27 protein-coding genes and 1 tRNA gene are annotated in these 25,704 nt (G+C 70.8%); 16 read left to right on the plus strand and 12 right to left on the minus strand.

The window, feature by feature from the left end:
* Nucleotides 1-139 precede the first annotated feature (139 nt).
* Nucleotides 140-835, plus strand: a complete 696-nt coding sequence (locus tag N865_RS05430; RefSeq protein ID WP_034802535.1) for a response regulator transcription factor — start codon at nt 140-142, stop codon at nt 833-835.
* A 93-nt stretch (nt 836-928) separates the two neighbouring features.
* Here the strand turns inward: N865_RS05430 and N865_RS05435 are convergent, their stop codons facing one another.
* Nucleotides 929-2,758 carry a bifunctional metallophosphatase/5'-nucleotidase gene (locus N865_RS05435; RefSeq protein WP_034802537.1) on the minus strand — a complete coding sequence of 610 codons (1,830 nt, stop codon included), beginning with the start codon at nt 2,756-2,758 and terminating at the stop codon, nt 929-931.
* 114 nt (nt 2,759-2,872) lie between these two features.
* On the opposite strand from N865_RS05435, the gene mshD reads away from it, so the two are divergent.
* The 7 genes from mshD to pstB all read left to right on the plus strand — a co-directional run bounded on the left by mshD (nt 2,873) and on the right by pstB (nt 11,374).
* Nucleotides 2,873-3,808, plus strand: coding sequence for a mycothiol synthase (mshD, locus tag N865_RS05440; protein WP_051510240.1), 936 nt, complete (start codon nt 2,873-2,875; stop codon nt 3,806-3,808).
* 64 nt (nt 3,809-3,872) lie between these two features.
* Nucleotides 3,873-6,236 carry an RNA degradosome polyphosphate kinase gene (locus N865_RS05445; protein ID WP_034802539.1) on the plus strand — a complete coding sequence of 788 codons (2,364 nt, stop codon included), beginning with the start codon at nt 3,873-3,875 and terminating at the stop codon, nt 6,234-6,236.
* A gap of 44 nt (nt 6,237-6,280) precedes the next feature.
* Entirely contained in the window at nt 6,281-7,231 is a 951-nt protein-coding gene (locus N865_RS05450) for an NUDIX hydrolase (protein ID WP_034802541.1), read from the plus strand.
* 166 nt (nt 7,232-7,397) lie between these two features.
* Nucleotides 7,398-8,519: a phosphate ABC transporter substrate-binding protein PstS gene (pstS, locus tag N865_RS05455; protein WP_034802543.1), complete on the plus strand. Its 1,122-nt coding sequence runs from the start codon at nt 7,398-7,400 to the stop codon at nt 8,517-8,519.
* A gap of 80 nt (nt 8,520-8,599) precedes the next feature.
* Entirely contained in the window at nt 8,600-9,607 is a 1,008-nt protein-coding gene (gene pstC / locus N865_RS05460) for a phosphate ABC transporter permease subunit PstC (RefSeq protein ID WP_034802545.1), read from the plus strand.
* Nucleotides 9,604-10,578, plus strand: a complete 975-nt coding sequence (gene pstA / locus N865_RS05465) for a phosphate ABC transporter permease PstA (protein ID WP_034802548.1) — start codon at nt 9,604-9,606, stop codon at nt 10,576-10,578. Before pstC ends, pstA begins: the two co-directional genes overlap by 4 nt.
* A gap of 19 nt (nt 10,579-10,597) precedes the next feature.
* Nucleotides 10,598-11,374 (plus strand): phosphate ABC transporter ATP-binding protein PstB, encoded by a 777-nt coding sequence (gene pstB, locus N865_RS05470; protein ID WP_034802550.1) that lies wholly within the window; start codon nt 10,598-10,600, stop codon nt 11,372-11,374.
* A 125-nt stretch (nt 11,375-11,499) separates the two neighbouring features.
* Here pstB and N865_RS05475 read toward each other — a convergent pair whose 3' ends face one another.
* From N865_RS05475 to N865_RS05485, 3 genes are all read right to left on the minus strand, one after another.
* Nucleotides 11,500-12,492 carry an inorganic phosphate transporter gene (locus tag N865_RS05475; protein WP_034802553.1) on the minus strand — a complete coding sequence of 331 codons (993 nt, stop codon included), beginning with the start codon at nt 12,490-12,492 and terminating at the stop codon, nt 11,500-11,502.
* 6 nt (nt 12,493-12,498) lie between these two features.
* The gene (locus tag N865_RS05480) at nt 12,499-13,119 is read right to left on the minus strand and encodes a DUF47 domain-containing protein (RefSeq protein ID WP_034802555.1); all 621 of its coding nucleotides are present in this window, start codon (nt 13,117-13,119) and stop codon (nt 12,499-12,501) included.
* Between the two features lie 163 nt (nt 13,120-13,282).
* A complete protein-coding gene (locus N865_RS05485) occupies nt 13,283-13,480 on the minus strand; it encodes a hypothetical protein (RefSeq protein ID WP_034802558.1) in 198 nt (65 codons plus the stop codon).
* Nucleotides 13,481-13,575: 95 nt separating this feature from the next.
* Between N865_RS05485 and N865_RS05490 the strand changes: the two genes are divergently transcribed.
* Nucleotides 13,576-13,866 (plus strand): hypothetical protein, encoded by a 291-nt coding sequence (locus N865_RS05490; protein ID WP_034802561.1) that lies wholly within the window; start codon nt 13,576-13,578, stop codon nt 13,864-13,866.
* Nucleotides 13,867-14,101: 235 nt separating this feature from the next.
* Here the strand turns inward: N865_RS05490 and N865_RS05495 are convergent, their stop codons facing one another.
* Together N865_RS05495 and N865_RS05500 are read right to left on the minus strand one after the other, a co-directional pair.
* Entirely contained in the window at nt 14,102-14,713 is a 612-nt protein-coding gene (locus N865_RS05495; protein ID WP_034802564.1) for a hypothetical protein, read from the minus strand.
* Nucleotides 14,714-14,807: 94 nt separating this feature from the next.
* Complete coding sequence (locus N865_RS05500; RefSeq protein WP_245603673.1) at nt 14,808-16,259, minus strand: NAD(P)-binding domain-containing protein; 1,452 nt, start codon at nt 16,257-16,259, stop codon at nt 14,808-14,810.
* Between the two features lie 194 nt (nt 16,260-16,453).
* Between N865_RS05500 and N865_RS05505 the strand changes: the two genes are divergently transcribed.
* Nucleotides 16,454-16,798, plus strand: coding sequence for an ArsR/SmtB family transcription factor (locus N865_RS05505; protein ID WP_034802568.1), 345 nt, complete (start codon nt 16,454-16,456; stop codon nt 16,796-16,798).
* Nucleotides 16,799-16,824: 26 nt separating this feature from the next.
* On the opposite strand, the gene N865_RS05510 is transcribed toward N865_RS05505, so the two are convergent.
* From N865_RS05510 to arsB, 3 genes are all read right to left on the minus strand, one after another.
* Complete coding sequence (locus N865_RS05510) at nt 16,825-17,241, minus strand: arsenate reductase ArsC (protein WP_034802571.1); 417 nt, start codon at nt 17,239-17,241, stop codon at nt 16,825-16,827.
* Between the two features lie 79 nt (nt 17,242-17,320).
* Nucleotides 17,321-19,126, minus strand: coding sequence for an arsenical pump-driving ATPase (gene arsA / locus N865_RS05515; protein ID WP_034802784.1), 1,806 nt, complete (start codon nt 19,124-19,126; stop codon nt 17,321-17,323).
* 16 nt (nt 19,127-19,142) lie between these two features.
* Entirely contained in the window at nt 19,143-20,282 is a 1,140-nt protein-coding gene (arsB, locus tag N865_RS05520; protein ID WP_084327972.1) for an ACR3 family arsenite efflux transporter, read from the minus strand.
* 141 nt (nt 20,283-20,423) lie between these two features.
* On the opposite strand from arsB, the gene N865_RS05525 reads away from it, so the two are divergent.
* The gene (locus tag N865_RS05525) at nt 20,424-20,780 is read left to right on the plus strand and encodes an ArsR/SmtB family transcription factor (RefSeq protein WP_034802572.1); all 357 of its coding nucleotides are present in this window, start codon (nt 20,424-20,426) and stop codon (nt 20,778-20,780) included.
* A 113-nt stretch (nt 20,781-20,893) separates the two neighbouring features.
* On the opposite strand, the gene N865_RS05530 is transcribed toward N865_RS05525, so the two are convergent.
* Complete coding sequence (locus tag N865_RS05530; RefSeq protein ID WP_034802574.1) at nt 20,894-21,160, minus strand: metal-sensitive transcriptional regulator; 267 nt, start codon at nt 21,158-21,160, stop codon at nt 20,894-20,896.
* A 39-nt stretch (nt 21,161-21,199) separates the two neighbouring features.
* Nucleotides 21,200-21,580: a thioredoxin gene (gene trxA, locus N865_RS05535; protein WP_034802577.1), complete on the minus strand. Its 381-nt coding sequence runs from the start codon at nt 21,578-21,580 to the stop codon at nt 21,200-21,202.
* A gap of 228 nt (nt 21,581-21,808) precedes the next feature.
* Between trxA and N865_RS05540 the strand changes: the two genes are divergently transcribed.
* The 4 genes from N865_RS05540 (at nt 21,809) to N865_RS05550 (ending at nt 24,865) form a co-directional block, all read left to right on the plus strand.
* Nucleotides 21,809-22,132 carry a rhodanese-like domain-containing protein gene (locus N865_RS05540; protein WP_034802581.1) on the plus strand — a complete coding sequence of 108 codons (324 nt, stop codon included), beginning with the start codon at nt 21,809-21,811 and terminating at the stop codon, nt 22,130-22,132.
* 55 nt (nt 22,133-22,187) lie between these two features.
* Nucleotides 22,188-23,564, plus strand: a complete 1,377-nt coding sequence (locus N865_RS05545; RefSeq protein ID WP_034802790.1) for an MBL fold metallo-hydrolase — start codon at nt 22,188-22,190, stop codon at nt 23,562-23,564.
* Between the two features lie 79 nt (nt 23,565-23,643).
* Nucleotides 23,644-23,820, plus strand: a complete 177-nt coding sequence (locus tag N865_RS22995) for a hypothetical protein (RefSeq protein ID WP_169735704.1) — start codon at nt 23,644-23,646, stop codon at nt 23,818-23,820.
* Between the two features lie 235 nt (nt 23,821-24,055).
* Nucleotides 24,056-24,865 (plus strand): sulfite exporter TauE/SafE family protein, encoded by an 810-nt coding sequence (locus tag N865_RS05550; RefSeq protein ID WP_034802583.1) that lies wholly within the window; start codon nt 24,056-24,058, stop codon nt 24,863-24,865.
* 70 nt (nt 24,866-24,935) lie between these two features.
* Here the strand turns inward: N865_RS05550 and tatA are convergent, their stop codons facing one another.
* Nucleotides 24,936-25,214 (minus strand): Sec-independent protein translocase subunit TatA, encoded by a 279-nt coding sequence (gene tatA, locus N865_RS05555; RefSeq protein ID WP_034802586.1) that lies wholly within the window; start codon nt 25,212-25,214, stop codon nt 24,936-24,938.
* A gap of 273 nt (nt 25,215-25,487) precedes the next feature.
* Between tatA and N865_RS05560 the strand changes: the two genes are divergently transcribed.
* Nucleotides 25,488-25,563 (plus strand) — tRNA-Lys (locus N865_RS05560).
* Nucleotides 25,564-25,704: the final 141 nt, after the last annotated feature.

Consider the following 25,704-nt stretch of genomic DNA (forward strand, 5'->3'; position numbering starts at 1 on the left):
CCGTCACACCCGCGGCGTCCGTCGTCAGCTCGCCCATCTCACTCCATCCCGGACTGCTCCCCGGCCGGCGCCCCGGCGTGCGGTCTCATCGTGCATTCGGTCCCTTTCGGGGGGACCAGTCTCGCCTATCCTGCAGGGGATGGCCCGACTGCTGCTGCTGACCAACGCGCTCGCACCCAGCGCCGAGGTCCTGCCTGCCCTCGGCCTCCTCAGCCACACCGTCCGGATCCTGCCCGCCGAGGCGACCGCGCTCGTCGACGCGCCCGAGTGCGACGTCATCGTCGTCGACGCGCGTCGCGAGCTCGCGAGCGCCCGGTCCCTCTGCCGGGTGCTGCGCACGACCGGCCTCGCGACACCGCTCCTTGCCGTCCTCACCGAGGGCGGCCTCGCCGGCCTCACCTCCGAGTGGGGACTCGACGACGTCCTGCTCGACTCCGCCGGCCCTGCCGAGGTCGACGCCCGGCTCCGGCTCGCGATGACGCGGGGCCAGGCCGAGTCGGCCGACCTCGACCTGCCGATCACCTCCGGTGAGCTCGTCATCGACGAGGCGAGCTACTCGGCGAAGTTCAGGGGGACCCCCCTCGACCTCACCTACAAGGAGTTCGAGCTGCTCAAGTACCTCGCGCAGCACCCGGGCCGGGTCTTCACCCGCGCCCAGCTGCTCCAGGAGGTCTGGGGCTACGACTACTACGGCGGCACGCGCACCGTCGACGTCCACGTGCGGCGACTCCGGGCCAAGCTCGGCCCCGACCACGAGTCGCTCATCGGGACGGTCCGCAACGTCGGCTACCGCCTCGTGCCCGACCGCCCGGAGCCCCTGCCCACCGGTTCCTGACCCCACCCGGCCACGCGCCGAGCGCACGTATGCCGCTGGGGCGGGCCCAGCGGCATACGTGCTCGTGAGTCTGGCGGTCGGTGACCGCTCAGGTCACTGCTTGGTGATGCGGTCGAGCGGGCCCGGGGTGTAGCCCCCCTGGCCGTCGAGGCTCGTCAGGTACGCCGCGAAGGCGTCGATGTCGAGACCGCCGAAGTACTTGCCCGTGCCGCTGCGGAAGGCCGGGAAGTTGTCGCCGCCGTCGGAGAGGAAGTTGTTCGTGACGATGCGGTACGTCGCCGCCTTGTCGATCGGCGTGCCGTTCAGGGCCACCGTGCCGTCGACGACGCTCGACCCGTTGTGGGTGTAGGTGAAGCCCCTGCTGATCTGCAGCACCTTGACCGAGGACGCGTTGGGCCCGCTCCACTGCTGGTTGAGGACGTCGTAGATCTGCTGGCCCGTCAGGGTCATCGAGACGAGGTAGTTGTTGAACGGCTGGACGGTGAACGCCTCGCCGAAGGTGACGTCACCCGGCGCCTCGAAGTACGGCGAGAACGCGTAGCTGAGGTCGGCGCGGATGCCACCGGGGTTCATGAACGCGATGACGGGCGTCTGGCCTCCGGTGACGACCGAGGGGTCGGCGAGCTGGGCGTCGGCGATGAGGTCACCGAGCTGCGACTCACCGGCGGCGCTCTGGGCGCGCGTCACGTCGGCTGTGATGTGGCCGATCACCTTCTCGGCGACCTTCTTGACGAGCCGGTTGTAGAGCGTGATGAGCGACGTCTGGTCGGGGTCCTTCGGGACGTCCTGCGTGACGATGCGGTTGGCCGAGGTGGCGTACGGGTCGGCCACGGCCGGGCGCACGAGGTCGTTGGTGCGACGGTCGAACGTCACGTCGGTCTCGGTGTAGAGCCGCCCGAAGGACGACGCCGAGGTCACGAGCCGCGGCTTGCCGGCCGGGTCGGGGATGTTGCAGACGTACGGCTGGTGCGTGTGTCCCGAGATGACCATGTCGATGGCCGGGCTGAGGTTGCGCGCGATCGGCAGGATCGGCGAGTCGGCGGCGAGCGCGCCGCTCTTGCAGGCGACGTCGTAAGGGCCGGCCGGCGGCGTGCCGCCCTGGTGGATGAGGACGACGATCGCGTCGACACCCTGCTCCTTGAGCACGGGGACGAGGGCGTTGGCCGTCGCGACCTCGTCCTCGAACTCGAGGCCGGCGACGCCCGACGCGGTGACGATCGAGGGGGTGTCCTTGAGCGTCATGCCGATGAAGCCGACCTTGGCGCCGTTGAAGTTCTTGATGGCGTAGGACGGGAGGATCGTCTTGCCGGTCGACTTCTCGACCACGTTGGCGGCGAGGTACTGGAACGTCGCTCCGGTGAACGTGTGGTCGGCGCAGGAGTTCTGGTTGTTGACGCCGTCGGGGCCGTCGTCGATGCAGCCGCCGGACTGGAGGCGCTGGAGCTCCCTGTAGCCCTCGTCGAACTCGTGGTTGCCGACCGCGGTGATGTCGAGGCCGAGCGAGTTGAGCGACTCGACCGTCGGCTCGTCGTGGAACGCGGCCGAGAGGAGCGGGGAGGCGCCGACCATGTCGCCGGCCGCGACGGTCACGGTGTACGGGTGGCCCACGCGGGCCTGCTTGAGGTGCGTTGCGAGGTACTCGACGCCACCGGCGAGCTTGTAGTTGATCAGCTCGGTCCTGTTGCCGTCCTTGTCGATGTCGTCGACGTCGACGTAGGGCGTCACCGTGATGCGGCCGCTCGACCCGGTGGGGGCCTCGAGGTTTCCGTGGAAGTCGTTGAACGACAGGATCTGGATGCCGAGCGTCGGCCCGGGCGGCGTCTTCTTGTCCTGGCTGACGGCCATGGCGGGCGCGGCGACCGCGGCAGCCGCGCACAGCCCGGCGACGGCGACGCCGGCGAGGCGTCTGGTGGATCGAGACATGGTCTCCCTCTGCTTCGTGGGTTGCTGTGGACGCCCCCGAGCGCCCTCTGCGGAGGCTAGCCGCTCGCGGCGACGTTCGGGTGGCTCACAGGGTGCTTGTGGTGAAATCTCGGTATGCCGTGCCCGAACATCGTCCGTCGCGACGCGACGAGCCCCCTCACCGCGGCCGAGGCCGAGGCGGTGCTCGCCCTCGCGGCCCGCTCCGAGGAGGCGGACGGCGGCGCGCCCCTGTCGGAGCAGTTCCGCCTCTCGGTCCGCGCCCGCGATGTCGACGGCGTGGTCCACGTCCTCGCGTTCGACGAGAAGGGTCCGTATGCCGCTGGGCCGGCTCTCCTCGGCTACGCGCAGTCCCGCGCCGGCGCCGGGGGCGAACCCCCGTCCGGTGAGCTCGTCGTCGCACCCGACGCCCGGCGCCGAGGGGTCGGCCGGGCGCTCGTCGAAGCGCTGCCCGAGCAGGTCCGACTGTGGAGCCACGCACGCGGAGCGGCCGGCGAGGGCGCGGCCCGGTTCGCCGAGGCCCTCGGGCTGCGGCCGGTGCGGTCCCTCCACGTCATGGGCCGGTCGCTCCGGTCCGGCCCCGAGTGGGGGCCTGCCATCCTGCCCGCCGACCTCGTGGCCCGGCACTTCGAGGTGGGGCGCGACGAGGACGCCTGGGTGCAGGTCAACGCCGCGGCCTTCGCCCACCACCCCGAGCAGGGGTCGCTGCGTCGGGCCGACCTGGAGCAGCGGATGGCCGAGCCGTGGTGGGACCCGGACGGGTTCATCCTCGTCGTCGAGGCGGCCGACCCCGCCCGCATCGCCGCCTTCCACTGGACGAAGGTCGACCCGCCGGAGGGCGACGTCGGCGAGGTCTACGTCGTCGGGGTCGCCCCGGCCCAGCAGGGCCGGGGGCTCGGCACCGCGGTCACGGTGCTCGGGCTCGACCATCTCGCCCGGCGGGGCCTGCGTGAGGTCGTCCTCTACGTCGACGAGGAGAACACCGCCGCCGTCCACACCTACTCCCGGCTCGGCTTCGAGGACGTCGAGGTGCACCGCCAGTACGCCCGCTGACCGCCGAGGTGAGGAGTCCCTCCAGGACTGCCCGCGACGGCCGTCCGGGTGTCACGATGGGCCTATGAGCACCGGCAGCCTCGAACGCACCGACCTGGACGAGCGCAACCAGCCCGGAAAGGGGGCCGAGTCCGGCGAGGGCGCCGAGGCCCCGGAAGCCGTGGGCGAGTCGGCCGAGGTCAGCTCGTTCACGAGCACGGTGCCGTCGCGGCGGATCCCGGCCCGCGCCCCCAACGGGCGCTTCGTCGGGCCGGGCAGCCAGCTGCCACCCGAGGCCGACGACCTGCCGACCGACCGCTACCTCGAGCGCGAGCTGTCGTGGCTGCAGTTCAACGAGCGCGTCATGCAGCTCGCCATGGACCCGACGATCCCGCTCCTCGAGCGCGCCCGGTTCCTCGCCATCTTCGCAAGCAACCTCGACGAGTACTTCATGGTCCGCGTCGCCGGCCTCAAGCGCCGCATCGCGACCGGACTCGCCGTGCGGACGGCAGCGGGGCTCGAGCCCCGCGAGCTCATCGAGCGCGTCGCCCGGCTCGCCCACGAGCTGATGAACCAGCACGCCGCGATCTTCCAGCACGAGGTCCGTCCCGCCCTCGAGGAGCAGGGCATCACCATCGTCCGCTGGGACGAGCTCGACGAGGAGGACCAGGAGCCGCTCCACTACTTCTTCGCCGAGCGCGTCTTCCCGGTCCTCACCCCGCTCGCGGTCGACCCGGCGCACCCCTTCCCCTACATCTCGGGGCTCTCGCTCAACCTCGCCGTCCTCCTGCAGAACCCCAAGACCGGGTCGGAGCACTTCGCCCGCGTCAAGGTGCCACCGAGCCTCCCGCGCTTCATCCGCGTCGACGAGTACCTGCTCGACATCCCGCTCGACGCGCCCCTCGACGCCGTGCTCGACAAGGACCGCGAGCGCCGCCGCTTCGTGCCGCTCGAGGACATCATCGCCTCGCACCTCGACCAGCTCTTCCCGGGGATGCTCGTGCGCGAGCACTTCAGCTTCCGCGTCACCCGCAACGAGGACGTCGAGGTGGAGGAGGACGACACCGAGAACCTCCTCACGGCCCTCGAGAAGGAGCTGACGCGCCGCCGGTTCGGCCCGCCGATCCGCCTCGAGGTCGAGGACGACATCGACTCGAAGGTCCTCGACATGCTGAGCCGCGAGCTGCAGATCAGCGACCGCGAGGTCTACCGGCTGCCGACCCCGCTCGACCTGCGAGGCCTGTTCACGATCGCCGACGTCGACCGCTCCGACCTCGCCTTTCCCACCTTCTTCCCGCGCACCCACCCCGACTTCGCGCCGACCGAGAGCGCCAAGCCGATCGACCTGCTCGCCGCGGTGCGCCAGAAGGACGTTCTCGTCCAGCACCCCTACAACTCGTTCTCGACGTCGGTGCAGGCCTTCATCGAGCAGGCGGCGGCCGACCCCAACGTCCTCGCGATCAAGCAGACGCTCTACCGGACCTCGGGCGACTCGCCGATCATCGACGCGCTCATCGACGCCGCCGAGGCCGGCAAGCAGGTCCTCGCCGTCGTCGAGATCAAGGCCCGGTTCGACGAGGTCAACAACATCTCGTGGGCGCGCAAGCTGGAGGAGGCGGGCGTCCACGTCGTCTACGGCGTCGTCGGCCTCAAGACCCACGCCAAGCTGTGCCTCGTCGTGCGCCAGGAGTCCGACGGCCTCGTGCGGTACTGCCACATCGGCACCGGCAACTACAACCCCAAGACCGCGCGCGTCTACGAGGACTTCGGCCTCTTCACGTGCGACCCGCAGGTCGGCGAGGACCTGTCGCGCCTCTTCAACCTCCTGTCGGGCTTCGCCCCCCGGAGCAGGTTCAAGCGGCTCCTCGTCGCCCCGCGGTCGGTCCGATCGGGCCTCGTCGAGCTCATCGAGGAGGAGGTCGCCCTCCACGAGGCGCGCGGCGAGGCCGGGCCTCCCGGGCGGATCGTGTTCAAGGCCAACTCCATCGTCGACGAGGAGCTCATCGACGCCCTCTACCGGGCGAGCATCGCCGGGGTCCACGTCGACATCTGGGTGCGCGGCATCTGCGCCGTCCGCCCGGGCGTCACGGGCCTCAGCGAGCACATCCGCGTGCGCTCCGTCCTCGGCCGCTTCCTCGAGCACTCGCGGGTGTTCTGGTTCGACCACGGTGGAGACCCGCAGGTCTACATCGGCAGCGCCGACCTGATGCACCGTAACCTCGACCGCCGCGTCGAGGCGCTCGTGCGGATCACCGACCCCGGTCACCTCGAGGAGCTGCGTGACCTCATCGACCTCGGCTTCGCCGAGACGACGTCGCGCTGGGACCTCGGGTCGGACGGCCGGTGGGTCCGCCACCACCAGACCGAGCTCGGCGAGCCCCTCGACGACCTCCAGGTCAAGCTCATGGAGCGGCACGACAAGAGGCGGCGCAAGGCACGCCGGCGCTGAGCTGCGGGGGACGGACCGGGTCCGTTTCCGGCAGACTGGCGCGCGTGGCCTCCCTCATCCCCGCAGCGGGCACCCTCCCCTGGCGTCGCCGCGGCGGTCAGCTGGAGGTCGCGCTCGTCCACCGGCCGAAGTACGACGACTGGTCGTGGGCCAAGGGCAAGCTCGACCCGGGCGAGGCGCCGTGCATCGCTGCCGTGCGGGAGACGTCGGAGGAGACCGGGCTGGACGTGCGCCTCGGCCCGCCGCTCCCCCTGTCCGAGTACCCCGTCCTCGATGCCGTGGGTGCGCCCGCGACGAAGCAGGTCCACTACTGGGCCGCGACCGTGACGGGCGGCTCGGGTCGGCTCGAGCACGAGATCGACGAGGTGGTCTGGGCCGACGTGCCGACGGCGAACGCCCGCCTCGACTACGCCCGCGACCGCGAGCAGCTCCTCGCCCTCGTCCGGGCCGAACGCGAGGGCGACCTCGACACCTGGCCGCTCGCGCTCGTGCGGCACGCGAAGGCGCAGCCCCGATCCCGCTGGACGGGTGACGACCGTCTGCGTCCGCTCGACGCGGTCGGACGCGCCCAGGCCGCGACCGTCGCGAAGGTGCTCGCGGCATACGGCGTGACGCGGGTCGTGTCCTCGACGTCGACGCGCTGCGTCACGACCGTCGAGCCGTATGCCGTCCGGCGCGGCGCGCGCCTCGTCACCCGCGCCAGCCTGTCCGAGGAGGGCTTCGCCGAAGACTCCTCGGGTGCTCCGCGGCAGGTCGAGAAGCTGCTCCGACGCGGCGAGCCGGCGGCCCTGTGCAGCCACGGGCCGGTCCTGCCGACACTGCTCGACACGCTGGCCGAACGGGTCCCGGCCGACCACCTCCGCGCCGAATGGCTCACCGAGCAGCTGCGGACGGCCGCCGACTCGGCCCTGCGCAAGGGCGAGGTCCTCGTGTGCCACCTCACCGGTCGCGGGGCCGAGGCCCGCGTCGTCCACCTCGAGCGCGTCGACACCTGACCATCCGGGCCCCAAGTCGTCGCCACCCGTTCACCTGGAGTTAACCGCACGGGGCGAAGTGGTCACCCTGCCCTCCTATGTTCGCGGTGGATGAACCATCCAGACGCGTCGCCGGACCCGCCGGCGACACCAAACGGTCCCACCCCCATCGAGAGGGAACACGCTCGTGTCTGTTTCGCGTATCGGCGCCATCGGCGCCATCGCCCTGTCCGGTGCCCTCGCGCTGTCCGCCTGCGCGTCCGAGAACCCCGCACCGGCCGCATCTGCCTCCAGCGGCGGCACCTCCGGGGCCTCGGCCGCCGACTGCTTCAGCGGCGACCTCAAGGCAGAGGGCTCCACGGCCCAGAAGAACGCCATCGACGAGGCCATCAAGGCCTACCAGACGGCCTGCGCCAACGCCAACATCGACTACCAGCCCACCGGTTCCGGTGCGGGCATCAAGCAGTTCATCGCCAAGCAGGTCGACTTCGCGGGCTCCGACTCCGCGCTCAAGACCGTTCCCAAGGACGGCAAGGTCGAGGCCACCGACGCCAAGAACGCCTGTGGCTCCGATGCCTGGAACCTGCCCATGGTCACCGGCCCGATCGCCATCGCCTACAACGTCAAGGGCGTTGACAAGCTCGTCCTCAACGCCGAGGTCGCCGCGAAGATCTTCGACGGCAAGATCACGACGTGGAACGACCCGGCCATCGCCGCGCTCAACAAGGGCGTCACGCTCCCGGCCACGCCCATCAAGGTCTTCTTCCGCTCGGACGAGTCCGGCACGACGGAGAACTTCACGAAGTACCTCCACGCCGCGGCTCCCAGCGCCTGGACGTACGACCCCGCCAAGAAGTGGACCGGCCAGGGCGAGGGCAAGGAGAAGTCCGCCGGTGTCGCCACCGCCACAAAGGGTCAGGACGGCGGCATCACGTACGTCGAGCTGAGCTACGCGCAGCAGAACCAGCTGCCGATGGCCCAGATCGACAACGGCTCCGGCCCCGTCGAGCTGACCCCGGAGGCCGCCGGCAAGACGATCGCCACGGCGAAGCAGACCGGCACCGGCAACGACCTCGCCCTCAAGATCGACTACGCGACGAAGGAGGCCGGGGCCTACCCGATCGTCCTCGTCACCTACGAGATCGTCTGCTCGAAGTACGCTGATGCCGAGACGGGCAAGAAGGTCAAGTCCTTCCTCAAGAGCTTCTCCTCGGACGCAGTCCAGAAGAGCCTCACGAGCCTGGGCTACGCGCCGCTCCCGACCGAGGTTGCCACCAAGGTCCAGAGCGCGGTCAACGCGATCTCCTGACCATCGGGAAAGGGGCGGGCGCCGCACCCGGCGTCCGCCCCTTCCCTGCTCCACCTGAACCCACTGGAAGGGGCCCTCACGTGTCCACCGTGACCGGTGTGTCCGCCACCGACGATCCCCCCGGCCCCGACGGCAGGACACCGCTTCGGGGCGTTTCCGCGTCAACCGGCCGCCTCGGCGACCGGCTCTTCGGCGGGGCTGCGACGGTCTCCGGGGTCATCGTCATCGCGACGGTCACCCTCATCGCCGTCTTCCTCATCGTCCAGGCCGTACCCGCCCTTCGGGACAACCAGGCGAGCTTCTTCACCTCACGCGAGTGGGCCCCCGGCGGGGACACGCCGCGCTTCGGCATCGTCGAGTTCCTGTGGACGACCGTCGCCGCCTCGACCATGGCCATGATCATCGCCGTGCCGTTCGGCGTCGCCGTGGCGCTCTTCCTCACGCAGTACGCCCCGCTGTGGATGCGCGGCCCCGCCGCGGCGCTCGTCGACCTGCTCGCGGCCGTGCCCTCGATCGTCTACGGCCTCTGGGGCCTGATCACGTTCGCACCGTTCTTCAAGCCGATCCAGGGGTGGCTGGAGAACACGCTGGGCTGGATTCCGCTCTTCTCCCCGACTGGCATCTCCGGTGGAACCATCCTCTTCATCGGCCTCGTCCTCTCGATCATGGTCCTGCCGATCGTCACCGCGCTCTCGCGCGAGGTCTTCGCGCAGACGCCGCTCGCCCACAAGGAGGGCGCCCTCGCGCTCGGTGCGACGCGCTGGGAGATGATCCGCACGGCTGTCCTGCCCTTCGGCCGCCCCGGCGTCATCTCGGCCGCCATGCTCGCTCTCGGCCGGGCCCTCGGCGAGACGATCGCCGTCACCTTCCTCGTCTCGTCGCTGCCCGACGGCGCGGCATGGACCTGGTCGCTCTTCAACGGTGGTGAGACCTTCGCCTCGAAGATCGCGAACAACGCCGCGGAGTTCAGCAACCCCAACAAGACGGGGGCCTACATCGCCGCCGGGCTGGTGCTCTTCGTGCTGACCTTCATCGTCAACAGCATCGCCCGCATCGTCATCGAGCGCAGGAAGGCCTTCACCGAATGAGCGCGCTCAAGACCGACCAGCGGGTGCCCGAGGACGAGAACATGACCGGCGACAGCCCCACCTCACCGCCGCCAAGCAACCGATCGGGCAACGAAGCGCTGCGCGAGATGAGCAACCCGCACCGCGGCCGCGCGATCAAGGACCTCATCGCCAGGATCGCGATGTGGGTGTCGTTCTTCGTCGCGATGGTGCCCCTCGCCTGGATTCTCTGGACGGTTGTGAGCAAGGGGATCCACCTGCTCCTCTCGGCGACGTGGTGGACGGGCAACCAGCGCAACATCAACTCGAGCGACGTCGGCGGCGGGGCGCGCCACGCCATCGAGGGCACCTTGATGATGGCCGGCGTCACGGCGCTCATCGCCGTGCCGATCGGCATCTTGACCGCCGTCTACCTCGTGGAGTACGGCAGGGGCGGCCTGGCCCGGGCGATCAGCTTCATGGTCGACATCCTCTCGGGCGTGCCGTCCATCGTCGCGGCCCTCTTCATCTACGCCGTCTGGGTGACGACCTTCGGGCTCGACCGGTCCGGCTTCGCGGCGGCCCTCGCCCTCGTCCTGCTCATGATCCCCGTCATCGTCCGCTCGACGGAAGAGATGCTCAAGCTCGTGCCCAACGAGCTGCGTGAGGCGGCCTACGCCCTCGGTGTCCCCAAGTGGGTGACGATCGTCAAGATCGTCCTGCGGACCGCCTTCTCGGGCATCGTCACGGGCGTCCTGCTGGGCCTGGCCCGCATCATGGGCGAGACGGCTCCGCTGCTGATCCTCGCCCCGTACACGAAGAACTTCCAGCATGACCTCTTCAACGGCAACTTCCCGACGTTGCCGATGATGATCAACCAGGACCGCGGCGACTTCGCCCTCGCCAGCGCTGCGGCGCGCATGTGGGGCACCGCCCTGACGCTGATTCTCCTCGTCCTCCTCCTCAACATCATCGGCCGGGTCATCGCGCACTTCGGCTCGGTCAAGAAGTAAGAAAGCGAACCACTCGACGATGGCAAAGCGAATCGACGTCTCCGACCTCAACGTCTACTACGGCGCCTTCAAGGCGGTCGAGGGTGTCTCGATGACCGTCGAGCCGCGCTCGGTGACGGCCTTCATCGGGCCCTCGGGCTGCGGCAAGTCGACGTTCCTGCGCACCCTCAACCGGATGCACGAGGTCATCCCCGGCGGTCGCGTCGAGGGCAAGGTCATGCTCGACGACCAGGACCTCTACGCCCCGTCGATGGACCCCGTGATGGTGCGACGGACGATCGGCATGGTCTTCCAGCGTCCCAACCCCTTCCCGACGATGTCGATCTACGACAACGTCGCTGCCGGTCTGCGCCTCAACGGCGTCAGGAACAAGAAGACCCTCGACGGCATCGTCGAGCAGTCCCTCAAGGGCGCCAACCTCTGGAACGAGGTCAAGGACCGACTGTCCAAGCCGGGCGCTGGCCTCTCCGGCGGACAGCAGCAGCGCCTTTGCATCGCCCGCGCGATCGCCGTGCAGCCGCAGGTCCTCCTCATGGACGAGCCGTGCTCCGCGCTCGACCCGATCTCGACGCTCGCGATCGAGGACCTCATCAACGAGCTGAAGTCGGACTACACGATCGTCATCGTGACGCACAACATGCAGCAGGCGGCACGGGTCTCCGACCGGACCGCCTTCTTCAACCTCAAGGCGACGGGCGAGCCCGGTCGTCTCATCGAGATCGACGAGACGACGAAGATCTTCAACAACCCCAACGAACAGTCGACCGAGGACTACATCTCGGGTCGATTCGGCTGACCGGTTCCCCCATGGACGACGACGCGAAGGGGATTCTCCCGTCTGGGACGGGAGGAGCCCCTTCGTGCGTGGCCGTGCCTCGTATGCCGCCGGGCCGGCTCGTCAGTGCCGGCTTCGCCGGCTCGTCAGTGGAAGAGCAGGGTGGCCCACCAGGCGATCGCCGCGACGAGCGCCGCGCCGGGGAAGGTGAGGACCCAGGCGCCGACGATGTTTCCGGCGACACTCCAGCGCACCGCCGAGAGGCGCTTCGTCGCGCCGACGCCCATGATCGCCGAGGTGATCGTGTGCGTCGTCGAGATCGGCGCGCCGAAGGCGAGGCCGGCGACGTAGAGGATCGACGCCGCGGTCGTCTCGGACGCGAAGCCCTGGGGCGGGGTGAGGTCGATGATGCGGCGCCCGAGGGTGCGCATGATGCGCCACCCGCCGGCATACGTGCCGAGGGAGATGACGATCGCCGAGAGGACGAGGACCCACACCGGGATCGAGTCGCCCGTGTGGTAGCCCGATATGTTGAGGGCGAGCACGACGACACCGGCCGTCTTGGCGGCGTCCTGCAGGCCGTGGCCGAAGGCCATCGCCGCGGCCGAGGCCGTCTGCGAGAGCCGGAAGCCGCGGGTGACCCGGCCCGGGTGGGAGTGCCGGAAGATCCACAGGATGGCCAGCATGATGAGGTAGCCGAGGATGATGCCGATGACCGGCGAGAGCACCATCGGGATGACGACCTTGGTCCAGATGACCTCCCACTGGACGGCGACGCCGGCCACGAGGGCGGCACCGCCGAGCCCGCCGATGAGGGCGTGCGAGGAGGAGGACGGCAGGCCGAACCACCAGGTCAGCAGGTTCCAGCCGATCGCGCCCACCAGGGCACAGGCGACGAGCCAGAGGCCGCTCGCGCCGGACGGCTGCTCGATGATGCCGGAGCCGATCGTCTTGGCGACCTTGCCGCCGAAGAACGCACCGGCGAGGTTGGCCACGGCAGCCATGGCGAGGGCGACCCGAGGCGTCAGCGCGCGCGTCGAGACCGAGGTCGCGATCGCGTTGGCTGCGTCGTGGAAGCCGTTGGTGTAGTTGAAGCCCATCGCCAACGCGATGACGAGGGCGACGGGGAGGACGTCCATCACCGGTCAGGACTCCTTGACGGCGATGCCCTCAACCGTGTGGGCCACCTTCTCGAACGAGTCAGCGGCGTTCTCGAAGCCGTCGATGATGCTCTTGACCTTGATCACGTGGAGGGCGTCCGTCGCGTTGTTGAACAGGTCGGCCATCATCGTCCGGTGGAGGGAGTCGGCCTGGTTCTCGAGGCGGTTGATCTCGATCCAGTAGTTCGAGAGGTCCTTGAGCGAACGCAGCTTGGGCATCGCCTCGGCGGTGACCTCGGCCATGCGGGCGAGGATCTCGAACTGGTCGGCCAGGCCCTTGGGCAGCTCGCCGATGCGGTAGAGCACGATGAGGTCGGCCGCTTCCTCGATGAGGTCCATGCAGTCGTCGAGGCGCGCGGCGAGGTCGTGGATGTCCTCGCGGTCGAACGGCGTGATGAACGAGCTGTTCACCTTGTTGATGAGCTCGTGCGTCGCGTCGTCCGCGGAGTGCTCGAGGTCTCGGAGGCGGTCGGCCACGGCCTGGCGGCCTGAGGGCTCGACCTCGAGGAAGCGGGTCAGCTCACGCGTCGCGTCGACGAGAAGGCCGGCGGTGGTGGCGAAGAGGGAGAAGAAACTGGTGTCCTGGGGCGTGAGGCGAAAACCCACGGGGCTGCTCCGAACGATCGACAGTTGGTCGGGACGATGCTACGGCTTCGCAGGCGCACGGATGGAACCGAAGGGATCCGACGAGATGGGCATTTCGGACAAAGAGTGACGCGGTTCACATCCAGCGCGCCGAATCGGGTCTTGACAGCCCAGGGCACGACGTTCAGATGTCGTAGGCGGAGCCGCCGGACCCCTCACCGTGCGCGACACCGCCATCGACACCGAGCAGGGCGTCAACCTCGGCAGGGGTGAAGTGCCGGGGGCTCGAGGAGGCGGCGACGACGAGGTCGCTCACCAGCTCGATCTCGTCGCGAAGGTCGCTGTCGAGCAGGTCCTCTGATCGGAGTTGCTCGGTCGTCATGATCCCAATCTAGGCCGGGAGCGGGCTCCGCGTGACGCTAAGGGCCCAACGTGACCGAGTTTTCCCCGCCCGGAGGCGCGGGGCATCATGGACGCATGTCCCTGCACGACGGGCCGGACGACGGCCCCCGCTGGACGTTCCTCGAGCGCGGCAGCTTCCTCATCGGCTGTTGCGAGGTCTGCGGGTACACCACCGCGGCACGCCGGGCCCGCTACACCGCCGAGTCCGACCTGGCCACGCACGACCTGACCTGCGTGGCACCGGACGACCTGGCAGCGGACGAACTGGCAACGGACGACCTCGTGGTGGAAGTCGTGGCGGAGGTCGTGGTGGCAGATGGCGTCGCGGGCGGCTCGTTGCCCACGCCCACCGCGCGAGAAGTCTGACGTCGGGCCGGGAGCGCCTCTCGGCACAGGGCCGCTCGGAGCGGCTGAATTTGGGACCCGGGGCTACCGCGGCCCGACGCGCCCTCAAGGATAGGTGCCCGGAGCGGGATCGCCAAAGGCTGCGGCCGCCCGCCAGGCCCCTTTGAGCGCAGATCCGGCCCGTATGCCGCCGGGCCGCGCTGGGTGCCCTGGCGAGGCTGGGTGCCGGCTCGGCGGCATACGCCCCGGTGTGGTGTCAGTCGAGCCCGCCCGATCGCCACAGGCGCGCGCAGGCGCTGAGGTCGTCGGCCATGGTGAGGACGTTGGCGGCCTGCTCGGCGCTCGCGTCGCCGACGGAGACGTCGGCGCGCCCCGCGGAGACGACGCGGCAGAAGGCGGCGGCACGCTCGAGCGCGACGGACAGGTCACCCTCGAAGACGCCGCGAAGGATCTCGTCGACGAGTCGGCCCATCTCCTCCGGCGAGGGCGGGTCGGCGGCTCCGGCGATGGCATGGTTGGGGCCGGTGAAGCGGATGCCGGCGGCGTACTCCCGGCTCGCCTCCTCCGGCGCGCGGCGGACCCATTCACGCAGCACGTAGAGGCGCCAGAGGGCGCCGGGCAGGCTCCGGGCCGGACGCTGCGACCACAGCTCGGCGAGGGTCGACAGGCCGATGTCGTCGACGAGGGCGACGAGGCGCGTCGTCAGCTCGGGGTCGGCAGAGGCGCGACCGGCGTGGACGAGGGCGGCGGCGGTCTCGTGTGCGACGTGGATCTCCTCGGTCGGGTCGTAGGCGCCCCCGTGCGCCTCGAGGGCCGACGGGCTGAAGAAGGCCGGCCGCCGGTGGTGGGGGCGCTCGCTCTCGCTCATCCCCGCAGGCTAACCCGAGACGCGGACAGCGGAGCGGCATGCGACGCCGGCGCCGAGGCCGCCGGCGGCGTCACCCTGCGGATCATCTGGCAGATCAGCTTGCAGGAGGTGTCGCTGGAGCAACCACGCGCGCCAGATGATCCGCACGTTGATCAGGGCCTAGCGCGATCCGCTCGAGGGTGACCGACTGGGGCTTGCGCGCCACGGCCCCGTCCGAGGGTCCGCAGCATCCGGATCCGGTGGCGGCCCCGGCCGCGAGCTCCTCGTCGGACAGGGCGTTGCTCGAGGAGCACACGCCGGTCTCCGGGAGGACGAGCCGGACCTCGTCCGCGGCCGCGTCGTCGCCCGCGAGGTGGGCAGCGATCGACCGGACCTGCTCGTTCCCCGTCGTGATGAGGAACGTCGGGGCGCGGCCGTAGGACTTCATCCCGACGACGTAGAAGTCGGGCTCGTTGTCGTGGGCCAGCTCGCGCCAGCCGTGCGGTGGGACGGTGCCGCAGGAGTGGAAGGCCGGGTCGACGAGCGGACCCAGCGCCCGCGGCGCCTCGAGGCCCGGGTGCAGGTCGAGCTGGAGCTCGGCGGTGACCGTGAGGTCCGGACGGAAGCCCGTCGCCGCCACGACCTGGTGGATCCCGTCGATGACGCGCTCCCCCTCGGGGGTATCGCCGATGACGGCGACCGACTTGGAGTCCTGCGCCACGTGGAGCTCCCGGGTCGAGAAGCCCGTGACGAGCTCGAGCGCGCCCGAACCGACGAGGTCCTCCAGGTCGGAACCGAGCCGACCGCGGTCGGCAAGCTGGTCGGACGCGCCACCGCCGAAGACGCGACGGGCGTTGCTGCCCCGGATGGCCCAGACGATGCGCGTGCCCGGCACTTCGCGGGCCAGCTGGGCGAGAGCCACGAGGGTGTTGGCGGCGGAGTGGCCCATCCCGACGACGAGGGTCGTGCGGCCGGCGAAGCGCTCCCGATCGCGGCCGAGGACGTCCGGCAACGGGCCGACGACCAGTCCGGCCCGGCGGGCCCGCTCCTCCCCGAGCGGGGGAAGACCCGCCGAACCGAGCGGGTTGTGCTGTGCCCACGTCCCGGAGGCGTCGATGACGGCTCGCGCGCGCAGGTCCTCGACGGGCCCGTCCCGACGCTCGATGCGCACGAGGAAGGGGCGCTCGGCGCGTCCGACCGTCCGCGAACGGTCGAGCCCGTCACGCGACACCGCGATGACGCGGGCGCCCGTACGGAGGGCGTCGCCGAGGGCGTCGGCGAGCGGACGGAGATACTGCTCGACGATCTCCGAACCGGTCGGGGACTGCCGCCCGGTCGGGCGGGCCCAGCCGGTCGGCTCGAGCAGCCTCTCGGCGGCGGCGTCGACGATGTACTCCCAGGGCGTGAAGGTGCGGATGTGCCCCCACTCGCTCATGGCGGCGCCGACACGCTCCCCTGCCTCGAGGACGACGACGGGTATGCCGTGCTCGCGGAGGTGCGCTGCCGCGGCGAGCCCGACCGGGCCGGCCCCGATGACGACGACGGGCCAGTTGTCCCGGTCGTTCACGCTGTCACTCGTCGGTTCGGCTGCGTGGTCTGGTGCTATGGACATCTCTGGATCTCCTCCGTCTCGGGCCGCCGACGCCGCGGCGGAACAGCATCGCATGTTTCGACGTTCATCAAAGCAGAACCTCGAAAGCCGTGGAAGCATTCCTTCGAAGTTCTTCGAACTTTGGTTCCGAGAGAGGTAGCGTGAGCGCGATGACCACCACGAGCCCGACCCAGCTGACCATCCTGTCGGCGTGCTGCTCCCCTGCCGAGCCGGCCGTGGCCGACGAGTCGGCGGAGGCGCTCGCGTCGCTGTTCAAGGCCCTCGCCGACCCGGCCCGGGTCAAGATCATGTCGATGCTGCTCAACGCCGACGAGGTCTGCGCGTGCGACATCGCCACGGCCATCGGCAAGAGCCAGGCGACGGCCTCGCACCACCTCGGCCTCCTCCGAAAGGCCGGCCTCGTGACGGGCGACAAGCGCGGCACGTGGGTCTACTACCGCGCGATCCCGGAGCGGCTCGCCTCGATCAGCGCGGCTCTGACCACGGACCTCTGACCACGGACCGCTGAGCAGAGCCCGCGTCAGACCGTGACGACCTGGACGTCGAGCGACTCGATGAGCTCGACGACGCGACGCCTGATCTCGTCGCGGATCGTGCGCACGGCCCCGACCCCCTGACCTGCGGGGTCGTCGAGCTCCCAGTCCTCGTAGCGCTTCCCCGGGAAGATCGGGCACGTGTCGCCACAGCCCATCGTGATGACGACGTCGGACTCCTTGACCGCCTCGGTCGTGAGGATCTTCGGCGTCTCGGCGGCGATGTCGATGCCCTCCTCGGCCATGGCGGCGACCGCGGACGGGTTCACCTGGTCGGCAGGCGCCGAGCCGGCGGACCGGACCTCCACCGCCCCGCCGGAGAGCCGCGCCAGGTAGGCGGCGGCCATCTGGGAGCGTCCGGCGTTGTGGACGCAGACGAAGAGGACGGACGGACGGTCGCTCATGCGGGACTCCTGGTGATGAGGGGGAGCGTGCGGGAGGTCGGTACGGCGTGGGACGGGGTGAGCGGCATACGAGGAGGTCTCACACGCCGGCATCGCTGAGCGATGCGCTCGGGCGTGGCCTCGCGGGTTGCTGGGTCAGGGCGGACAGGGCCGCCGCGCCGACGGGCTCACTGGCCAGCAGCGGCACGACGGCGACACGCGGGCAGAGCTCGGCGACCCGGGCGAGCGAGTCGTGCTCCGCCGCCGCCCGAGCCCGGAGGAACGCCGAGCCCGGGCGCGCGGCGGCGAGGCTGGCGTTGACGACCCAGGCATACGGGGTGATCCCGGCGCGCGCCAGGTCGTCCTGGAGCTCCTCGGCCTCGAGCACCGGCGTCGTCTCGGGGAGGGTGACGAGGACGACCTTGGTCTGGTGCGGGTCCTGCAGGCGCATCAGCGGCGTGGTGAAACGCGCGCCCTCGCTCATCTGGCGGGTGATCTCGCGATGGTAGGAGCCCGTGGCGTCGAGGAGCAGGAGCGTGTGCCCGGTCGGGGCCGTGTCGAGGACGACGAACTTCCTGCGCGACTGGAACACGACGTGCGAGAACTGCTGGAAGACGGCGACCTCGTCGGTGCACGGTGACTTGAGGTCCTCGGCGAGGACGGCACGGCCCGCCTCGTCGAGGGACCGGCCCTTGCCCGCCATGACGCGCTCGCGGTACTCCGTGATGGCCTCCGCCGGGTCGATGCGCGACACCGTGAGCCGTTCGACGTCGGCCCGCACCGTCTCGGCGAGGTGCGCTGCCGGGTCGGTCGTCGTGAGCAGCACGTCGTGACCGCGCTGGGCGAGCTCGAGGGCGATGGCGGCCGCGATCGTGGTCTTGCCGACACCCCCCTTGCCCATGCACATGACGAGACCCGGACCATCGGCCTCGATGTCGTCGACGAGGGCGCGGAGGCCGATGAAGTCCCTGGGGACCGTCGCCTCACCTGCCGGCTGCTCGCCGCCGGCGAGTGCCGCCGCGTCGAGGAGGGCCAGCAGCGCGGGGACTCCGACGGTGTTGACGGGCAGCAGGGGGATCGTCGTGCGTGGCAGTTCGCGCAGGCGAGGAGCCATGTCCGGCAGGGCTGCCCGCTCGCGCTCCTCGAGGGCGGCAGCGAGCGGATCGGGCCCGACGTCGTGCGGGAGCCGTCCGTTGACGACGAGATGAGCGTCGCTCATCCCGAGCTCGAGCAGCTCGTCGTAGGTCCGCGCCGCCTCCGCGAGCGACGAACGCTGGGGGCGCGTGACGATGACGAGACGGGTGCGGCTCGGGTCGGTCAGGGCGTCCAGCGCTCCGGCATAGTCGTGGCGGAGGCGGTCGAGCCCGGCCACCGGCCCGAGGCACGACACGTCGCCCTTGCCGTCGGAGAGGTATGCCGTCCACTCCCCCGGCAGCCGGAGGAGCCGGATCGTGTGCCCGGTCGGGGCGGTGTCGAAAAGGACGTGGTCGTACGCGGCAGTGAGGGAGTCGTCCGCGAGCAGGGACGTGAACTCGCTGAAGGAGGCGATCTCGGTCGTGCAGGCCCCCGAGAGCTGTTCGGTCATCGCCGCGACCTCCTCGGCGGGGAGGAGGTCACGCACGGGGTCGATGGCCTGCGCCCGGTAGGCCTCGGCGGCCAGCTGGGGGTCGATCTCGAGGGCGAACAGCCCAGGGACGTCCGGCACAGGCACGATCGTGTTGCCGATGGTGACCCCGAAGACCTGGCCGACGTTGGAGGCGGGGTCGGTGCTGGCGAGGAGCACACGCTTGCCGTCGGCGGCGAGCCTGACGGCGGTGGCACAGGCCAGGGACGTCTTGCCGACGCCCCCCTTGCCGGTGAAGAACACGAACCGGGGAAGGTCCGCGAGGAAGGTGGCGCCGGTCATCGCCGTCGACCCCCGGTCATCGCCGTCGACCACCTGTGACGGCGGACGCCGGCCCGGCCTCGTGCGGAAAGCGCCCCCGCAGCGCGAGGCTGACGTAGACGAGCCCGACGAGGACGGGCACCTCGATGAGCGGGCCGACGACGCCCGCGAGGGCCTGGCCGGAGGCGACGCCGAAGGTCGCGATGGCCACGGCGATGGCGAGCTCGAAGTTGTTGCCAGCGGCCGTGAAGGCCAGCGTCGTCGTCCGCTCGTAGGTCATGCCGAGGGCCTTGCCGAGGAAGAACCCGCCGCCCCACATGAGGGCGAAGTAGGCGAGGAGCGGGAGGGCGATCCTGGCCACGTCGAGAGGGTTGGAGGTGATGGCGTCGCCCTGGAGCGCGAAGAGGATGACGATCGTGAAGAGCAGACCGTAGAGCGCCCACGGCCCGACCCGGGGAAGGAAGCGCGTCTCGTACCACTCCCGCCCCTTGGCCCTCTCGCCGAACGTCCGCGAGAGGTAGCCGGCGAGCAGCGGGATCCCGAGGAAGATGACGACGGACTTCGCGATCTGCCACGGGGACACGGCGAGGGCCGCCTGCTCGAGCCCCAGCCAGCCGGGCAGGACCGAGAGGTAGAACCAGCCGAGGGCGGCGAAGGCGACCACCTGGAAGACCGAGTTGAGCGCGACGAGCACCGCGGCCGCCTCACGGTCGCCGCACGCGAGGTCGTTCCAGATGATGACCATGGCGATGCAGCGGGCGAGCCCGACGATGATGAGGCCGGCGCGGTAGGCGGGCAGGTCGGGCAGGAAGATCCATGCGAGCGCGAACATGAGCGCGGGCCCGACGATCCAGTTGAGCACGAGCGAGCTGGCGAGCATCCGCGTGTCGGCGGTTACCGTGTCGAGCCGGTCGTAGCGGACCTTCGCGAGGACGGGGTACATCATGACGAGCAGCCCGAGCGCGATCGGCAGCGAGACGCCGTCCACCTCGACGGCCCCGAGGGCGTCGCCGAGGCCGGGGACGACCCGCCCCAGGAGCAGACCGGCCACCATCGCGAGGCCGATCCAGACCGGGAGGAAGCGGTCGAGCGTCGAGAGCTGCCCGACGACGTGGGCCGTATCGGGCCCATCGGGCCGTATGCCGCTCGGCCGGCCGACGTCTGCGTGCTGGCTCATGCTGGGGCCTACCTCACTGCGCTGCTCGGTTCCGCCTGTCGTTCCTCCTCAACCCTGTCAGCATGAATCGATGTGTGTCAATATTGAGGGAGATCGATGAAACGCGACGTGACGGACGAGACACCGGGAGGTGAACGGCAGATGACCGAGCTGACCCTGCAGGCGGCCTCCCTGCTCGAGGACGCGATCGGCAAGTGCTGCGGGGCGCCGGTCCGAGCCCCGCTCGACCGGGCCGAGGCCGTCGAGCTGGCCGGGCTCCTCAAGGCGGTGGCCGACCCCGCGCGCCTCCAGCTCATCAGCATCCTGCGCACGGAAGTCGACTGCACCGCCTGCGTGAACGACCTCGTACCCCTCGTCGGCCTGTCGCAGCCGACCGTGTCCCACCATCTCAAGGTGCTGACCGACGCGGGCATCCTGGCCCGCGAGCGCCGCGGGACCCAGGCGCGCTTCACCCTCGTGCCGGAGCGGCTGGCCCAGATCGGCCAGATCTTCGCCTGAACTCAAACAGCTCGGCCGACGACCTCTGGTCCCGAACGAGCGACAGCCCCCGCCTGCTGAGGCGGGGGCTGCCGTGGATCGGGCGGGCGCCCTCACGGGCCGGCGTCGTGACCTCAGGCGAGCGTGAGGAAGAGCTTCTCCATGGCCGCGCGGGCGTCCTCGTCGACCCCGTCGGGGCCCATGAGGCACTCCCGCAGTCCGGACGAGACGATGGCGAAGCCGGCCTTGTCGAGGGCCCGGTTGACGGCCGAGAGCTGCGTGACGACGTCGGTGCAGTCACGCCCCTCCTCGAGCAGGCGGATGACGCCCCCGATCTGGCCCTGGGCGCGCCGGAGCCGGTTGATGACCGGCTTCATGTCGTCGGGATCGAGCGTGACCATAGGAGTCCTTCGGTGATCGGGTAAGGGTTGGGGGACGCCTCAGCGCGCTGCCGGCGCGCCCTGCTGCTGGCCCGCGATCTGGGAGCGGATGTCGTCCATGTCGAGCCCCCGCACGCCGGCGATGACCTGCTCGAGCGCCGCGGCCGGGAGGGCGCCGGGCTGGCTGAAGACGAGGATGCCGTCGCGGAAGGCCATGAGCGTCGGGATCGAGGTGATCCGCGCGGCCGAGGCGAGCGCCTGCTCGGCCTCGGTGTCGACCTTGCCGAAGACGATGTCGGGGTGCTCCTCGCTCGACGCCTCGTAGACGGGGGCGAACATCCGGCACGGGCCGCACCAGGAGGCCCAGAAGTCGACGAGCACGATGTCGTTGCTCGTGATGGTGGACTCGAAGTCCGAGGCGGTCAGGTTGCGCGTGGTCATTGCAGGTCTCCTTCGTCGGGTTCAGACTATACCCACTGGGGTATGCAACCACCGAACCCTCGCGAGCATTCCCCCGGCTCCACGGCATACCTCATGGGGTATGACGACGGCTCTCAACGTGCTGCTGCTCACGGATTGGCGGGAACAGATGGTCTCGGGTTACCGTTGCTCCAGCCAGATACCCCCATGGGTATCCTGACCGAGTCACCGAGCAACGAAGGAAGGCCCATGACCCACGCATCGATCGCCCAGCTCGCCGCCGCCCGCGCCGACGGCGCCGTCGTCATCGACGTCCGCGAACCGGGCGAGTACGTCGGCGGGCACGTCCCCGGCGCGATCCTCATGCCGATGGCCCAGCTGCCCTCGCGCGTCGCCGAGCTCGACCGGACCCGTCCCGTCTGGGTCATCTGCGCCAGCGGCAACCGGAGCCAGGCCATGGCGTCGTACCTCGCCCACGCCGGGTTCGACGCCCGGACGGTCGACGGCGGCACGTCGGAGTGGATCCGCAGCGGCCACCCCGTCGTGACCGGCCTGCGTGCCGACGCCGCCTGACCCCACCTCCCGGCTCCCCTCCCGGCTCGACTCCCCGCTGAAAGGACCGATCTCGATGGTCACCATCGTCTCGATCGACACCCCGTCGCTCGGCGACCGCAGCTACCTCGCCCACGACCGGAAGGTCGCGCTCGTCGTCGACCCGCAGCGCGACATCGACCGGGTCCTGGCCGTCGCTCGACAGGCCGGGGTGACGATCACCCACGTCTTCGAGACCCACATCCACAACGACTACGTGACCGGTGGGCTCGCCCTCGCGAAGGCCACGGGAGCGGCATACCACGTGAACGCCGACGACTCGGTGAGCTTCGAGCGCACCCCGGTCCGCGACGGAGACGTCATCGACGTCTCGCCCACCCTTCGGGTGCGCGTCCTGGCGACGCCCGGCCACACGTACACGCACCTGGCGTATGCCGTCGAGTCCGACCCGGGCGACGGTTTCGAGGCGGTCGGGGTCTTCACCGGCGGCTCGCTCCTCTTCGGCGCGACCGGTCGGCCCGACCTGCTCGGGGCCGCGCACACGCACGACCTCGTGCACCACCAGTTCGCGTCCGCCCGGCGGCTCGCTGACGAGCTCCCCGAGCAGGCCCGGGTCCTGCCGACGCACGGCTTCGGCAGCTTCTGCTCGGCAGGCTCGACCGGCGAGGCCACGGCCTCGACCATCGGCCGGGAGAGGATCGCCAACCCCGCCCTGACCCAGGACGAGGAGCGCTGGGTCGCCGAGACGCTCGCGGGCCTCGAGGCCTACCCGGCCTACTACGCGCACATGGCCCCGGCCAACACCGCCGGGCCGGACGCCCCCGACCTCAGCGCACCGGAGCACGCCGACCAGCGCGTCCTCGCGCGGCGGATCGCCGCGGGCGAGTGGGTCGTCGACCTGCGCAACCGGACCGCCTTCGCGGCCGGGCACGTCACCGGCACCCTCAACTTCGGCCTCGACGGCCAGTTCGCTACCTACCTGGGCTGGCTCATCCCGTGGGGGACCCCCCTGACCCTCCTCGGCGAGTCGGCCGAACAGGTCGCGGAGGCCCAGCGCGAGCTCGTCCGGATCGGCATCGACCAGCTCGAGGGCGCGGCCACCGGCACGCCGGACGCGTGGACGGATGCGCCTCTGCGGAGCTTCGAGCGGGCCCGGTTCGCCGATCTCGCCCAGGTCCGCCACCACCGTCCCGTCGTCGTCCTCGACGTCCGGCGCGCCTCCGAGTATGCCGCTGGGCACATCGAGGGGTCCGTCAACGTCCCCATCCACGAGCTTCTCGAGCGAGTCGGCGACGTGCCGGCCGGCGAGGTCTGGGTCCACTGCGCCGCGGGCTACCGCGCCTCGGTCGCAGCCTCCGTCCTGGCCGCGCGCGGCATTCATGTCGTCGCCGTCGACGACGCGTTCGACGAGCACGCCGCAGCCTCCGGGCTGCCCATCACCGTCGCCGCCTGACCACCCGGCCAGTCCGCGAACGACCAACACCCCACCCCCAGCGTCGGCCCGTGCCGACACCACCAGAAGGAGAAACACCATGTGCCGTCCCGCCAACTGCAGGACCTGCGGCAAGACCACGTGGGCCGGCTGCGGCCAGCACGTCGACCAGGTCATGCGCGGCGTGCCGCAGTCGCAGCGCTGCCCTGGCCACACCAAGGACGCCGGCGCCCCCGCCTCCGGTGGCCTCTTCGGCCGCATCTTCGGCCGCGGCTGACGGCCCCTCGAGCTCGGGTCGCCCCACCCCCCTGATGGGTGGCCCGAACGCGCCGGCCGCGCTCAACCCCCTGTAGCAGCGCGGCCGGCCCCCCGCCGGGGGTCCGCACCAGACCCCCTTCGGCCGGATCCCCGGCGGGACCTTCCCGTGCATCCCTTGCCCCCCGCGCGCGCCGCGCGCGCCGCGCGCGCCGCGTGGGGGCGCGCCCGCGCAGAGTCCAACCGAGGAGACCCACGTGCTGCTGCTCGCCATCCCGCTCGGGGTGCTCATCGGGCTGTCCCTCGGCGCGCTCGGCGGCGGCGGCTCGATCCTCACCGTCCCGGCCCTGGTCTACGCCCTCGACCAAGACCCGCGGACCGCGACGACGAGTTCGCTCCTCATCGTCGGCGTCACCTCGCTCATCGCCCTGTTGCCGCATGCGCGTGCGCGTCGGGTCCGCTTCGGGCAGGGCCTGCTCTTCGGGGCGCTCGGCACCGCAGGCTCGTTCGTCGGCTCGGCGCTCTCGTCCCGGGTCGCGCCCGCGGTGCTGCTCACCGCCTTCTCCGTGCTCATGCTGCTCGTCGCGTCCCTCATGATCCGCCGGGCGTTGCGGCCTGCCCTCCCGGGTCTCGAGCTCGACCCCACGGTCGACCCGATGCTGACCCTGCGGCCGTTCGCGTGCGCCTGCCCCCGGGTGGCGAAGGTGGTGGTCACCGCGACGGCGGTCGGGCTGCTCACCGGGTTCTTCGGCGTCGGCGGCGGCTTCGCGCTCGTGCCCGCCCTCGTGCTCGCGCTCGGGTTCCCGATGCCGATCGCCGTCGGGACCTCACTGCTCGTCATCGCCGTGAACAGCGCGACGGCCCTCGCCGCCCGGATCGGCTCCGGCGGCACCCACCTCGACTGGGCGCTGATCGGCACCTTCACGGTGGCCGCCGTGGCAGGCAGCCTCGTCGGGGGACGGATCGCCTCGCGCGCGAACCCGCGCCACCTGGCCATGGCCTTCTCAGTGCTGCTCGTCGCGGTCGCGCTCTACACGGCCGCGCGCAGCATCCCCGCCCTCATCTGAGCGCGCGCGGAAGGCGCCGGTGGGGCCCACACAGCAGGCGGGCCGCACAGTTGGCGTCAGCCGTGGGCCCTCAGCCGGCCTCGCGGAGCCGGTCCGCCTCGGCCCGGGCCTCGGCGGCGAGACGCTCGGCCTCGGCCGCGCGACGGTCAGCCTCGGCGACGGCATCAGGCACCTCCGCGGCGGGCGACTTCGACGTCGAGCCGTCCTTCTTCATCTCGTCGACCTCGGACTTGAAGATGCGCACCGAGCGTCCGACGCTGCGGGCCATGTCAGGCATGCGCTTCCAGCCGAACAGCAGGACGACGACGATCGCGATGAGGATGAGCTCCTGTGCACCCAGATCGGCCATGTGTACTCCTCACTCAGGACCGGACATCGACCGCTGGAGGCAGCGGTGGGTCAACGGCACCGTAAGACCCTCGGATGTGAGTCCGCTGGGACCCGTCTGGGTGGCGCCGGATGCGCAGGCGGCCGGGTTGCGGAGTGCCGTGGCGAGGCCCTGCCAGCTCCCGCGGGACCGGGGGCCTGAGCGGCACGTCGTCTGCGGCATACTGACGCTCAGGATTCCGGCATCAGCCGTCGGGGGCTCTCCAGGCTCCCGGCCTCCGATGGAGGGATCCACGGGCCTCTAGCTCAGTCGGTAGAGCATCGGACTTTTAATCCGCCGGTCGTCGGTTCGAGCCCGACGGGGCCCACCACCCGTTTGCGCAGGTCAGCGCCGGTTTTGCGCGACCGGAGAACCTATCCCGAGGGGGCGCATGGGGGCGCTGTGGCACATTTGTGGCACAGCGCGATCGCGGAGGGTGCGCCACTGGTTGCGGTTTCCGGTGGCGCAAGCC

The sequence above is a fragment of the Intrasporangium oryzae NRRL B-24470 genome, from assembly GCF_000576595.1.
In the GTDB taxonomy this organism is placed as follows: Bacteria; Actinomycetota; Actinomycetes; order Actinomycetales; family Dermatophilaceae; genus Intrasporangium_C; species Intrasporangium_C oryzae.

Excerpts from the sequence above, each read along its gene's own strand:
- pstB (WP_034802550.1), top strand. The coding sequence starts at position 10,598 with ATGGCAAAGCGAATCGACGTCTCCGACCTCAACGTCTACTACGGCGCC.
- pstA (WP_034802548.1), top strand. The coding sequence starts at position 9,604 with ATGAGCGCGCTCAAGACCGACCAGCGGGTGCCCGAGGACGAGAACATG.
- N865_RS05505 (WP_034802568.1), top strand. The coding sequence starts at position 16,454 with ATGACCACCACGAGCCCGACCCAGCTGACCATCCTGTCGGCGTGCTGC.
- N865_RS05430 (WP_034802535.1), top strand. The coding sequence starts at position 140 with ATGGCCCGACTGCTGCTGCTGACCAACGCGCTCGCACCCAGCGCCGAG.
- N865_RS22995 (WP_169735704.1), top strand. The coding sequence starts at position 23,644 with ATGTGCCGTCCCGCCAACTGCAGGACCTGCGGCAAGACCACGTGGGCC.
- arsA (WP_034802784.1), bottom strand. The coding sequence starts at position 19,126 with ATGACCGGCGCCACCTTCCTCGCGGACCTTCCCCGGTTCGTGTTCTTC.
- N865_RS05475 (WP_034802553.1), bottom strand. The coding sequence starts at position 12,492 with ATGGACGTCCTCCCCGTCGCCCTCGTCATCGCGTTGGCGATGGGCTTC.
- N865_RS05445 (WP_034802539.1), top strand. The coding sequence starts at position 3,873 with ATGAGCACCGGCAGCCTCGAACGCACCGACCTGGACGAGCGCAACCAG.
- N865_RS05545 (WP_034802790.1), top strand. The coding sequence starts at position 22,188 with ATGGTCACCATCGTCTCGATCGACACCCCGTCGCTCGGCGACCGCAGC.
- arsB (WP_084327972.1), bottom strand. The coding sequence starts at position 20,282 with ATGAGCCAGCACGCAGACGTCGGCCGGCCGAGCGGCATACGGCCCGAT.
- N865_RS05540 (WP_034802581.1), top strand. The coding sequence starts at position 21,809 with ATGACCCACGCATCGATCGCCCAGCTCGCCGCCGCCCGCGCCGACGGC.
- N865_RS05525 (WP_034802572.1), top strand. The coding sequence starts at position 20,424 with ATGACCGAGCTGACCCTGCAGGCGGCCTCCCTGCTCGAGGACGCGATC.
- tatA (WP_034802586.1), bottom strand. The coding sequence starts at position 25,214 with ATGGCCGATCTGGGTGCACAGGAGCTCATCCTCATCGCGATCGTCGTC.
- mshD (WP_051510240.1), top strand. The coding sequence starts at position 2,873 with ATGCCGTGCCCGAACATCGTCCGTCGCGACGCGACGAGCCCCCTCACC.
- trxA (WP_034802577.1), bottom strand. The coding sequence starts at position 21,580 with ATGACCACGCGCAACCTGACCGCCTCGGACTTCGAGTCCACCATCACG.
- N865_RS05510 (WP_034802571.1), bottom strand. The coding sequence starts at position 17,241 with ATGAGCGACCGTCCGTCCGTCCTCTTCGTCTGCGTCCACAACGCCGGA.
- N865_RS05495 (WP_034802564.1), bottom strand. The coding sequence starts at position 14,713 with ATGAGCGAGAGCGAGCGCCCCCACCACCGGCGGCCGGCCTTCTTCAGC.
- N865_RS05530 (WP_034802574.1), bottom strand. The coding sequence starts at position 21,160 with ATGGTCACGCTCGATCCCGACGACATGAAGCCGGTCATCAACCGGCTC.
- N865_RS05490 (WP_034802561.1), top strand. The coding sequence starts at position 13,576 with ATGTCCCTGCACGACGGGCCGGACGACGGCCCCCGCTGGACGTTCCTC.
- N865_RS05485 (WP_034802558.1), bottom strand. The coding sequence starts at position 13,480 with ATGACGACCGAGCAACTCCGATCAGAGGACCTGCTCGACAGCGACCTT.
- N865_RS05435 (WP_034802537.1), bottom strand. The coding sequence starts at position 2,758 with ATGTCTCGATCCACCAGACGCCTCGCCGGCGTCGCCGTCGCCGGGCTG.